At 63.3% G+C, this 12,071-nt stretch carries 9 protein-coding genes and 1 pseudogene; 1 reads left to right on the top strand and 9 read right to left on the bottom strand.

What is annotated here, in order from left to right; translation table 11 throughout:
• A pseudogene (locus tag GR158_RS07775) lies at positions 1-289 on the top strand (lipoyl synthase); the annotation flags it as partial.
• 39 nt (positions 290-328) lie between these two features.
• Here GR158_RS07775 and GR158_RS07770 read toward each other — a convergent pair.
• The 9 genes from GR158_RS07770 to GR158_RS07730 form a co-directional block, all read right to left on the bottom strand.
• Positions 329-1,942, bottom strand: coding sequence for a ribulokinase (locus tag GR158_RS07770; RefSeq protein ID WP_160870623.1), 1,614 nt, complete (start codon positions 1,940-1,942; stop codon positions 329-331).
• Positions 1,939-2,946: an ABC transporter permease gene (locus GR158_RS07765; protein ID WP_134652562.1), complete on the bottom strand. Its 1,008-nt coding sequence runs from the start codon at positions 2,944-2,946 to the stop codon at positions 1,939-1,941. Before GR158_RS07765 ends, GR158_RS07770 begins: the two co-directional genes overlap by 4 nt.
• A complete protein-coding gene (locus GR158_RS07760) occupies positions 2,943-3,947 on the bottom strand; it encodes an ABC transporter permease (protein ID WP_202402178.1) in 1,005 nt (334 codons plus the stop codon). The genes GR158_RS07765 and GR158_RS07760 overlap by 4 nt, the downstream gene beginning before the upstream one ends.
• The gene (locus tag GR158_RS07755) at positions 3,940-5,460 is read right to left on the bottom strand and encodes a sugar ABC transporter ATP-binding protein (protein WP_160870621.1); all 1,521 of its coding nucleotides are present in this window, start codon (positions 5,458-5,460) and stop codon (positions 3,940-3,942) included. Before GR158_RS07755 ends, GR158_RS07760 begins: the two co-directional genes overlap by 8 nt.
• A gap of 68 nt (positions 5,461-5,528) precedes the next feature.
• Positions 5,529-6,560, bottom strand: coding sequence for a sugar ABC transporter substrate-binding protein (locus GR158_RS07750; protein ID WP_160870620.1), 1,032 nt, complete (start codon positions 6,558-6,560; stop codon positions 5,529-5,531).
• Between the two features lie 82 nt (positions 6,561-6,642).
• Positions 6,643-8,121, bottom strand: a complete 1,479-nt coding sequence (gene xylB, locus GR158_RS07745) for a xylulokinase (protein ID WP_160870619.1) — start codon at positions 8,119-8,121, stop codon at positions 6,643-6,645.
• Between the two features lie 83 nt (positions 8,122-8,204).
• Entirely contained in the window at positions 8,205-9,728 is a 1,524-nt protein-coding gene (glpD, locus tag GR158_RS07740) for a glycerol-3-phosphate dehydrogenase (RefSeq protein WP_160870618.1), read from the bottom strand.
• On the bottom strand, positions 9,721-10,545 hold the full coding sequence (locus GR158_RS07735) for an HAD-IIB family hydrolase (RefSeq protein WP_160870617.1): 825 nt from the start codon (positions 10,543-10,545) through the stop codon (positions 9,721-9,723). The genes glpD and GR158_RS07735 overlap by 8 nt, the downstream gene beginning before the upstream one ends.
• Positions 10,545-11,891 carry a sn-glycerol-1-phosphate dehydrogenase gene (locus tag GR158_RS07730; protein ID WP_246665566.1) on the bottom strand — a complete coding sequence of 449 codons (1,347 nt, stop codon included), beginning with the start codon at positions 11,889-11,891 and terminating at the stop codon, positions 10,545-10,547. Before GR158_RS07730 ends, GR158_RS07735 begins: the two co-directional genes overlap by 1 nt.
• Positions 11,892-12,071 lie beyond the last annotated feature (180 nt).

Here is a 12,071-nt window from a genome sequence, read left to right as displayed (position 1 = left end):
CATCATGGTGGGGCTGGGCGAGGAGCGCAACGAAGTGCTCCAGCTGATGGACGACCTGCGCACGGCCGATGTCGACTTCCTGACCATCGGCCAGTATCTCCAGCCGACCCGTAAGCATCATGCCGTCATGAACTTCGTGACGCCGGACGAGTTCAAGTCCTACGAGACGGTGGCCTATTCCAAGGGCTTCCTGATGGTATCGTCGAGCCCGCTCACCCGCTCCTCGCACCACGCCGGCGACGATTTCGCGCGGCTCAGGGCGGCGCGGGAGAAGAAGCTGCTCGGTTGACGAGCTGAAGGAGCCCGTCTTGCACAGACGGGCCATTCTTCATTCGGCAGGTTGCGCCATGGCCATGCGCGGCGCGGTATCGGGCAAAGCAAGATCGACCGTCTTGCCGCTCCTTAGCGTTTCCTGTCCACGCCGCGCCATGCGGTGCATGAGCGGCGACATGGCCTCGTGGGTTTCGCGGTAGAACTCGAACACCTCGCCATAGGCATCGTTGCGGCGCATGTCGGGTTCCACGATATGGCTTTCTTTCACCATATGCCCCGATGCCTCGGGCAGCGAGCCATAGAAACCGGCGCCGACCGCCGCATTGATCGCGGAGCCGAAGGCCGTCGCATCCAACACCTTGGGAACGGCAATCGGAATGCCGCAGACATCGGCATGCATCTGGGTGAGGAACGGCGTTCGGGTGGCACCGCCGCAGATCACCATCGTTTCGATGGAAATCGCATGCGCCCGCAACGTGCGCAGAATGTTTTCCGTGCCATAGGCGACGGACTCGATCAACGCGCGCAGCATGTGGGCGGGCGTGTGCTTCAGCGTCAGCCCCCATAGCGCGCCCTGAAGTTCGTAATCGATATAGGGATTGCGGTTGCCCTGCCAGAAATCGAGCGCCACAAGGCCATCGGCGCCGATCGGCATGCTTTCCGCCTGGCGAAGCATGTCGCCGTAAGTGTCCCCGCCCCCCTGGCCAAGCCGGCCGATATGATCATGCCACCATCGCACGATGGACCCCGAAGAGACCTGCCCGCCTTCCATGACGAACAGGCCGGGCACCACGCAATCGGGATGCGGCCCGAAGATGCCCGGCACCTCCACATCCCGGTCCGTCATCGGCAGGACAAGATGCGAGGACCCGGTGATGAAGGCCGTGCGGCCGGGGCGGCAGACGTCAAGGCCCACCATCGCGACATAGGCATCCGTACCGCCGCAGACGACGAGCGTTCCCGGCAAAAGGCCCAACTGGTCAGCGGCCTCGGAGGTCAGCGGCCCTATCGGTTCGGCGAGCGGAAGGATCTCATCCGGGAAGCGTGCCGTGATGTCTCCAAGGCCGATCCGAGTGAAGAAGTCCTCGGGCCAGCCACCGCGTCGACCGTCGTAGAACCAGCGGTTGGTGATGTGGTTGAGGCCGAGTGTCAGCCGTCCCGTGAGGCGCAGTGCAAGATAGTCGGTCATCTCGACGAACCAGCGGGAGCGCTCGTAGATCGATGGCGTTGATTCCTTAATCCAGAGGATTTTCGGCAGCATCCATTCGGAACTAACGCCAAGGCGCGACCGGCGAAGCGCCGCATCGTTGGTCTGCGTCATGCGGCGGGCCTGCTGGGCGGCACGGCTGTCCATCCATAGGATCGCCGGCATGGTCGGCTGTAGATTGCCATCGAGTGCAACAAGCGTGCTGGACGTGCCGTCGGCAGAGATGGCCTTGACGGAGGCCGCCGGTATACCCGCTTCGCGCACCGCCTGACGAACCGCAAGGCACGCGGCGCGCCACCAGTCGGCGGGCGTCTGCTCGGCCCAGCCCGGACGTGGAAATGTGGTCTCGTAGTCGTGCGTGGCCATCGAAACGACGTTGCCGTCGTGGTCGACCACGATGGCCCGGGCGCCGCCCGTGCCACCGTCCAGCCCGACGAAGTAGGCCTTGCCATTCATGGTCATGATGCCTCCGGATGTTGGGACTGACGGCCGTTCACGGCTCGCATGGCGACTGTGACGCCGATCAGCAGCAGGATGCCTTTGATGATCTGGCGTTGGTAATCGGCCCAGCCGAGCAGCGCGCTGCCGCTGACGAGAACGGCGAGGATAAGGATGGCGGTGGTCGTGCCGAGCACATTGGGCTTTCCGATCCTGAGCATCATGCCGCCGAGCAGCACCGCTGTCAGGCCGTCGATGAAATAGGACGACCCGATCATTGGCTGGCCGGAAGAAAGGCTCGCCGCCAGCAGCACGCCGGTCAGCGCCGACATGACCCCAGAAAAGACGAAGAGCAGCATGAGCAGGTTGCGAACCGAGACCCCCGCCTGATCGACTGCGGCCTCGCTCTGCGCCGTCGCGAAGATATAGTGGCCGAAGGTCAGCTTCTCCTGGGCATACCAGGACAGGGCGTAGAGAACGGCAACGGCGATCGCGATGACCGGCACGGGACCGATATTGGTGAAGATGAAGTCGCCAAGCGGACCTGGATCGGCGATGCGGATGGACGTGCCCTTGCCGAGTGCTGCGGCAATGGAGGCGCAGATGCCGCCCGTCGCGATGGTGACGATCAGCGGCTGAAGCCGCATGACCGCAACGAGCAGGCCGTTGAACAGACCTGCGATCGCGCCTACGGAGACCCCGGCAAACCCGGCCACCAGCCAGCCATGACCGCCGGCAAGCAGATAGGCCGTGGTCATATTTCCGAGGGCGGCGACATGCATGAAGCTGACGTCGATCTTGCCGGCCGCGATCACCCAGGTCAGCCCCAGGATCATGATCGCCGTCAAAGCCGAGGAACGCAGGATCGTCGCAATGTTGGAGCTGTCGACGAGTTGCGGTCTGAGGAAGGCAAAGACGGCGACCATGAACACGAGCGTCGCGAGAAGCCAGTAGCGGCTGACGAGACCGTTCTTCGGCTTCTGTGTATCAAGACGGGCGACGGACGGGTGGACGATAACGTCAGTCATGAACGCTTCTCCTTCTTGACGGATGCAGGCTGGAGAAAGCTGCCGATATCGCTCAGAAACTCACGAAGGCGGGCATCGAAGAACACCACGCCGGCCAGCAGGATCGCGCTGACGACGCCATCGCTGTAATAGAACGGAATGCCGAGCAGCGAGAAGCCATCGAGCAACATGGTAATGAGGAACGTGCCGGCAAGCGTCGCCAGGACGGATGTTCGTCCCAAGAGCGCCGTGCCCAGAAAAACGCCGGCATAGGCGGGCATCAGCAGGTTGGCGCCTTCATTGGTATCGGCAGTCCCGGATTCCGCGAGAATGAGCAGTACCGCGAAGACGCAGGTCACGCCGCAGGCGACGAAAGCGAGCATAGTGTAGAGCCTCGTCGGCACCCCGGAGTAGTAGGCCGCGACCGGGTTCTCGCCCGTGGCGTAGAAGGACGCGCCATAACGCGTGCGGTGCAGGAAAAACCAGGCGACGGCGTAGAGGCCGAGCAGGAAGACGAAGGAGAGGCTGTAACCGAAGACGCGCGCATCGTTCAGATCGAGAATGCCCGACGACATGAAGTTCTGGAAGATCGTGCGGCCATTGGAATAGACGAAGGCGAGGCCTGCGGCGATCGACCCCGTTGCGATGGTCGTCACGATGTCGGGAAAACGGAAGTAGCTGATGACGACACCGTTGAACGCGCCGATGGCCGCACCGACGACGATACCGGCCGGGATCGCGATCCACAGTGGCTGGCCGAGCGCTATGAGATAGCCGATGGTCATTGCGGCGAAACAGGCAGTTCCGGCAAAGGAAAGATCGAATTTCCGGACAATGACGACGAATGTCAGGCCGAGTGCCGCCAGTCCGTTCGCCGCCATGTGGCGCGTGACGGCAGACATATTCTGCGTCGAAAGGAAGCGTGGCTCGGCAAGCGTGAAGGCCGTCGCAACGAGGACGACGAGAAGCAGGAAAGCAAGAAATCGCCCGCTTCCCGCTGGAAGCGTGAAGGTTCTAGTCACGATGCAATTCTCCCATGATGCCGGCCATGAGCAACTGGTTGCGGGTTTGGAGACCATCGGGCGGCGCGATCTGGCGGCCCTTGTAGAGCGCGAAGGTACGGTCGGCGATGCCGTGGGCCTCGTCGCAATCGCTCGACAGGACGATGACGCCGGCCGTACGGCTCAGCTCCCGCATCAGCCCATAAAGCTTTGCGCGCGCACCGATATCGACGCCGATCGTCGGCTCCACGAAGATGTAGACGTCGGCCTCGGCGAAGAGACCCTTGGCGACGACGATCTTCTGCTGGTTGCCGCCACTGAAACCGCTGACCGGCATGGAAAGGTTCGGCGGGCTAAGCGCGAGGCGAGCGGCGAACTCACCGCTGGCAGTGCGATTGCCCGCTCGTTTCAGGATACCGGCGGCACCTGAGGCGCGCTTGAGATTGGCGAGCGTGATGTTGAAAATCGAGGTTTCCGTGAGCGCCAGCCCCTCGACGCGTCGATCCCCCGGCACGAGGAAAATTCCCGCCTTCAGGGCTTCGCGCGGCGAGCGCGGCGCGATGGTGTGCCCTTTAAGGACGACGCTGCCGCCTTCGACGGGGATCGCGCCGAACAAGGCCTTGGCCAGTTCGTCAGCGCCGGAACCGACAAGGCCGAAAATGCCGAGGATTTCTCCGCGCCTGAGCTCGAAGCCGATGTTGGAAAAAGCACCGGCCGCTGTCAGGCCACGCACCGCCAGGACCGTCTCTCCAATGGCATCAGGTTCTGCCCTGGGTGGAAAGACGTGGTCGAGCGCCTCGCCCAGCATCAGCTCGGCGAGTGAAAGGTTCTTCGCCTTCACATCGGCGACGGGCATGCTCGCCACCATGCGCCCGCCGCGAAACACGGAGAGCCTGTCGGCGATCTCCATCACCTCTTCCAGGCGGTGAGTGATATAAAGAACGGAAATGCCGCCCTGGCGCAGCGTGTCGATCAGGCGGAACAGCACCGTTTTCTCGACTTCCGTCAGCGTGGAGGTGGGCTCATCGAGAATGAGGACACGGATGTGATCGCCGGCGAGTGCCTGCAGGATCGCGACGATCTCGCGTTCGACAGCAGACATCCCCGCCACCGTCTTAGAGAGATCGATATCGACGGGAAAACGTTTCAAAAGCGCGTTGGCGCGGCGCGAGAGATCGGTGCGCTCGATGCGCGAGAACAGGCCGGAACGAGCCGCCTCGCGTCCGAGGAAAATGTTCTCGTAGCCTGTGAAATCGGCGACAAGTTCAGGATGCTGCTGGACGGTCGCGATGCCGTGCCGGATCGCCTCCTTCGGGTCGCGGCAGTCGATCGCTTCCCCGCCTACCTCTATGGAGCCCTCGTCCTTGCGGTAGACACCGGAGAGAATCTTGATGAAGGTCGATTTTCCCGCGCCGTTGACCCCGAGCAAGGCGTGAACTTCTCCGGTCTCGAGAACGAAATCGACTTCGCTGAGCGCATTCACGGGGCCGAAACGTTTGGAAATCGCCCGTGCGCGCAAGGCTGGAGCCGTCATGTCCCACTCCTTCGCTTTGTCTTGGTCGGATGGGGCGGGCCGCCGTAGCGAACCGCCCGTCGCTCAGGTCAGACGGCGCGGACCCAGCCAAGCTGGTCGGCGCGGCCCGGAACGTCGAAGTCGTCGGGAATGCCATCCTTCAGCATGGCCTCTTCCACGGCATAAGTCGGCGTGACGACCAGGCGGGGCGTCTTCTGGCCGGCCAGATGCTGGTGGGCGTAGAACACCGACAGATAGGCCATCTCGTAGAAGCTCTGCGCCATGGAGAGCTTCAGCTGCGAGGGACCGGCAATGTAGTTGAAGGCCTGCGAGCCGCCGTCGATGCCGGTAATGATGAGATCGGGCTTGTTGGCGGCGCGTGCCGCAAGCGTGCCTTCGACCGCGGCCCCATCCCAGGCGCACCAGATCGCGTCGATATCCGGATTGGCCGTCAGAATGTTGTCGACGGCCTGGCGCGGCGTGACGTTACCGGCAAGTGCGAAGGCCCAGTCGGCGACGATCTTGATGTCGGGATAGCGGCGCAGCGTCCACTCCATCCCGAGGGTGCGCTGATCCCAGCTTTCGTTCTGCGGCAGCAGGACGCGAGCGATATTGCCCTTGCCTTTCAACTTGCGCGCAATGAAATCGCAGGAATAAGCACCCATTCCGAAATTGTTGGACATCGACGTCGTGTTGACGGCAACACCCGGAACGGCGCTGTCGGCGCAGAACACCGGAATGCCGGCCGCGATGGCCCGCTGCACGGCCGGTGCGATGGCGACCGCATCGGCCGGCGTGATGAACAGCGCCTCCGGCTTGCTCGATATCAGCGAGTCGATCTGGTCCGTCTGGGTTTTGGCGTCGAAGCCGGCATCGGTCGTGGTAAGCGTGCCGCCAAGTTCCTTGACGGCGGCGGTGAAGCCGTCCTGAAGGTGGCGCCCGGAATCATAGGTCGTCCAGCCGAGTGCCGCGGCGAACTTGCGGTCGGCGGCCTCGGCACGGACACCCGATGCCGCGAGATATTGTGCCGCAAAGAGCGCGGCACTGCCTCCGAGCAAGGCACGCCGTGAGATATCGAAATTGAACTTGTCCATGTCCTTGGTCTCCTCCCAGATAGACATTGTTATCCTCCAGACCCGAACCCTGCTGGGCTCGGGGACAATTCGCGCATGACCCGACCTCCTCGGGGCGCGACGCGATACTTCAGGCCGCGTTTCCCAGCGCGACCGAAGCCCGGCGAACCTCCGGCATCACCGAAAGCCAGGTGTCGTATGCGTCCGCATAGGCCGGCGCGAGGTTCTGCACCGGGGAAATCACGCGCTTGATGCGCGGTGACGTCAGAACGCTCTCTGGGCTTTCGCCACTTTCGGCGATCAGCGCGAGCCGCGCCGCGCCGTAGGCCGCGCCCAATTCGCTCGCCTCGGGCACGCGCAGGTCCACACCGAGGGACGTCGCGATCATCGACAGCCAGAGCTCGGAACGAGACCCGCCGCCGATCGCCAGCAGGCTGCCGATGGTAGAGCCGGCAGCACGGAACGCGTCGGCGCATTCACGCAGCGCGAAGGCGACGCCTTGCAGAACGGCGCGCGTGAGGACCTCGTCGTCGCAGGAATGCTGCAGGCCAAGCAGCGCGCCGCGGATTTCCACATCCGCCCGCGGCGACCAGCACCCGTCCAGAAAGGGCACGAAGAGAACCGGGCTGGGCGCGCCGAGCGATGTGCCGAGTTCAGCGACAAGCTCGGATGCCGGCCGCTTCACGACCTTTGATAGCCAGTTGATACAGGACGTCGCCGACAGGATCACCGACATCTGGTGCCAGACATCGGGCATGGAGTGGCAGAGTGTTTCGATCGCGTGATCGTAGCTCGGGCGCACCTCACCGGTGGCCAGGAACAGCACGCCCGATGTCCCGAGGGATACGGTGCCCTCCCCGTCACGGAAGACGCCTGTGCCGCAGGCACCGCAGGCATTGTCGCCACCGCCGCCGGCGATGACGGGGCGAGACGAGATTCCCCAACGTTCCGCAAGTTCAGCGCGTAGATGTCCCGTCGGATCAATACCTTCGTACAGCATAGGCATCTGCCTGCGATCAAGATCGGTTGCCGCCAGAAGGGTGTCTGACCAGTCCCGCGCCGCAAGGTCGAGCCACATCGTGCCACTGGCATCCGCCATGTCGGATGCCTTTTCGCCGGAGAGCTTCAGCCGCAGATAGTCCTTCGGCAACAGCACAGTGCGGACGCGGCGGAAGGCGTCCGGCTCATGGTCGCGCAGCCAGGCAAGCTTGGGTGCGGTGACACCGGGCGTCGGCCTGCGACCCGCGATGCGACGGATATCCGGCGCCCGCGCTTCCAGATCGGCGCATTCCTTTTCGGTGCGCGTGTCGTTCCACAGGATGGCCGGGCGGATGGGCGTATCGCGCTCATCAAGAACCGTGGCGCCATACATCTGTCCGGAAAGGCCGATGCCTTTGACGGCACCCATCGCCTTCGGGTGGCTCGTCGCAAGCGCGTCGAGGCTTTCGCAAACGGCATCCCACCATTGTTCGGGATGCTGCTCCGACCAGCCCCTGTGGGGCCGCGACACGCCTATCGGACGCGACGACGATTCCGCAACCAGCGCCTGGTTCTCATCCATCAGCATGGACTTCACGCCCGACGTTCCCAGATCGATACCGAGATACATGGTTCCTCCTCCCATGCGGGCCTTTCGGGCACCCGCTTTCCCATTTATTCCTCCGCGCGTCTCTCCCGGCCGTGGCGGGCTCCTCAACCTGCCAACGACTGCCGCTTTCCCTCCAGAAAGCGGTCGAGTGCCGCGATATCTTCCGAACGCATATTCAAACCGAGCTTGCTGCGGCGGAAGACGATGTCCTCGGCGCTCCGCGCCCACTCCTCCCGCACGAGATAATCCACTTCCGCTTCCGTCAGGCCTGCGCCGAAGGTCCTGCCGAGATCGGAGAGGCTCTTCGCATGGCCCAGCACGAGGGGAAGCCGGCTTCCGTAATAGGTGAAAAGCCGCCTCAGCTGCTCTTCATTCAGGAAAGCATATCGGGCGCGTAGCGCGGCAAGCTCTTCCTCGAAGGCATCGATCGCGAAGTCTCCGCCCGGCAGCGCGGTCCTGCCCGTCCAGCCGGCATGAGCCGCAACGGCCTTCGCCTTGTCCCGTGCAAGCAGCGGCTCAAGCCTGTCCATCACAGCCTCGGCCAGCCGGCGATAGGTCGTGATCTTGCCGCCGAAGATCGAGATCAGGCCGATACCGGCCTCCTCGTCCACCTCGATCACATAGTCTCGCGTCGCTTTCTGGGCAGCACTCGCGCCATCGTCGTAAAGTGGACGCACGCCGGAATAGCTCCAGACGATGTCAGCTGTCGTCAACGGCCTGTCGAAGCAGCGGCTGACCGCATTGCAGAGATAGGCCTTCTCCTGCTCCGTCGCGGAGAACTGGTCGATATCGCCATCAAAATCGCGATCCGTGGTTCCGACCAGCGTGTAATCGCCCTCATAGGGAATGGTGAAGAAGATGCGGCTGTCGCTATTCTGGAAGATGAAGCAGCGATCGTGCGCATAGAGTTTCGGCACGACGATATGCGATCCCTGTACAAGCCTGACCTTGCCGCGCGCCGGCCGACCCGCGGTGCGCGAGACGATGTCGTTTGCCCAGGGACCGGCGGCGTTGATCAGCGTGCGCGCCCGGATCGTGCGCTGGTGTCCGCCGAGCGAGACCGTCACGGACCAACCGTCCCCATCGCGTTTCGCCGCCGTCATGGCTGTGTGCGTTTCGATCACCGCGCCCAGTTCGCTTGCGGCCTTGGCATTCATGACAACGAGACGGTTGTCCTCCACCCAGCAGTCGGAATATTCGAAGCCCGACTTCAGCGACGACGCCAGTCCTTCACCGAGCGCCTGCCCGGCCAGCCGAACGTTCGTCGTCCCGGGGAGACGCACGCGCCCGCCGATATGGTCGTAGATGAAGAGACCGAGGCGAAGCTGCCATTTCGCCCGCATGCCGGGCATGTAGGGCAGCACGAAGCGCAGCGGGCGAACGAAATGCGGTGCGATCGCCCAAAGCCGTTCGCGTTCCTGCAAGGCCTCACGCACCAGCTTGAACTCGTAATGCTCGAGATAGCGCAACCCGCCATGCAGCAGCTTTGTGGACGCGGACGACGTCGCACCGCCGAGATCGCCTTTTTCGCAGAGATAGACATCGAGCCCGCGTCCCGCAGCGTCGCGGGCGATACCGCACCCATTGATGCCGCCGCCAATGATCGCGATGTCGTAGATCTCAGGCATGGGCGCGCTCGCGGATCTCGGAGGGCCGGACAGCCAGCAAACGGGACGCGATCTGGACGAACCCCTCGCCGCCACGCTCGGAGGCGACGAATGCCGGCAGCGCAGTCTCGCCGCCGGCGAAGTCGGTCACGTTCGCCACGCCGCAGGAGTTCGGAAAGAACGAGAACATCGGGCCGTCATTCGGGCTGTCGCCGGTGAAGATGAACCGCGCCTTATCGGCGTCGAGATCCATTCCGAGCACATCGGCGGCGAAACGCCGCGTCATCGACAGCTTGTCATAGCTGCCGAACCACCCGTTGACGTGGATGGAAGACAGCTTCGCGACGGCGCCTGCTTCCTTGAAGAGAGCCAGTACGCGTTCCACTTCGCTCTGCGGCAGCGGTTCGACATCCTCGCAAACATCGATGGCAAGGTCGGCCTCGCGGTAGAGTTGGTCGGAGGCGATGCCTGTGCCGGGCACTTCTTGCAGGATCCGGTCCCGCAAGGCATCGAGCTTCCGGCGATTTTCGCGACGTTCCTGTTCAGTGGCGAAGAAGGCCTGGCGCATCTTTCGCGCCTCGCGATCATAGGAAAAATAGAAGGCGCCGTTTTCGCCGACCACGCCCGCGACGGGCCAGAAGCGGGCGATCATGTCGCACCACCCGGCCGGCCGGCCCGTGATGGGCACCACGGCTAAGCCTGCGCGCGCCAGCGCCTGCAGGGCGGCGTAAGGTTCGGCGCGAAGCTGGCCTTCGGAGGTAAGCGTGTCATCGATATCGGTGAGGACGACCTGCACCTGTGACAGCAAGCTATCGGAAAGTTCATCGAGTGGGCGCATCAGCACTCCTCCTCGATGAACTGCTCGAGCACGCCCATATCGGCTGCCAGGTCGAGCATGGAATAGCGGTTGCGCATCTCCTTCGAATAGCGCACCGCATCGCGATAGAGATCGCGGTCGATACCGATCTCTTGCGGGGTCGCGCCGCCGCCGGCGGCACGAAGATGCGCGGCAAGGGTGGCCGAGGGGATCGCCATCTGCTGGAGCGTTTGACGCAATTGCGGCCAGAGCGCCTCCAGTTGTGCGTTGAACCTGTCCGCGGAGGCGGCATCGAGAACCTTGGCGCGTGATGCAGCAAGGCAATGGTCGACCGCAGCGGCGGGATAGCGCGCCCGGATGTCCGCTTCGTCAAAACGGGTCGGCCTGATCTGGGGCGCTTTTTCGCTCGCCAGGATGATCTCCTGAAGCCGCGCCATCGTCACGGATGACACGCCGACCTGCTGGCCGTGCACCGTGCCGGGATGACGCGCGCCGGCAAAGCTGTCGATCCAGTGGGAAATCTGGTGTTCGCCCATTGAGCCCGGATGGCTCATGCCGGTCACGCTGATTCCGATCCCGCCAAGGGTCAGGATGCGGTGCAGATAGCCTATGGCGTCATGCTCACGACGGCCCAGTCCAGCGGACCTCGCCAGCATCTCCCTCTCATCCGCTTCCTGTAAGACGTAGGGAGACGTGGCATAGGCCGTCCTGAGCATGACATGGGAAAAATACCAGTCCACCTGCGCCGTCGAGCGGCAGAGACTGTCGCCGAAACCGGCGGCGATCAGGTACTGCGGCGCATTCGCGCTGACCTCTATATCGAGGAAGACGCCCTTGGCGGCATGTGCGTTCAGCGTTGTCTTCAACCCGTTGTCGAGCGTGATGGATGCCGTCGTCGACGTGTAGCCGTTCATGGACGGCGCGGTGCCGAAAACGCTGTAGTCCTTGCCATCCAGAAATGTCGTGTATTTGCACAGATCGTTGATTGTGCCCGATCCGACAGCAATGACGGCGTCGGCGTTGCGGGTTTTCTCCCGAAGCTCGCGGATCGCGGCTTCGTCGGCATGGGGGTGCTCGAGCACCACGGTCGTTGCTCGCCCGCCGAGGCTTCGGGCAACGGCATAGCCGAGCGCGTCATAGGTATCGGCATCCGCGACGACCGCATAGGTCGAGGCCGGCATCACGCTTGCGACATAGTCGGCCTCGCCGCCCCGCACGCTTTCCTCGATGAAGATGGCCTTGAAGGGAACCTCGGCGGCGACGCCGGTATCCGGATCGATCCACCGTCCGGCACTGACGTCGCGAATAAGCGTGTTCCAGTCTTGCCACCCGACCGGTCGTCGGGCGGCGGGTGCCGCATGCAACATCATGTCCTCCCAGACTTGTTGATGGCATTTTTCATTTGTGGATGCAAAATGTCAATAACATTTTTCATGATTAGTTGAATTTTGCCATTCGCGTTACAGCCCAACGCGGGCGGAAACTGGACTTGCAGCCTAAAAGCTGCCAAATGAAAGGAAGGGAGACCCACGACGCAGATGCAATCC

Origin of the sequence: Shinella sp. AETb1-6, from assembly GCF_009826875.1 — a bacterium.
Lineage (GTDB): Bacteria > Pseudomonadota > Alphaproteobacteria > Rhizobiales > Rhizobiaceae > Shinella > Shinella sumterensis.
Note: the sequence above shows the minus strand (reverse complement) of the source record. Positions and strands in the feature narration are given on the sequence as shown.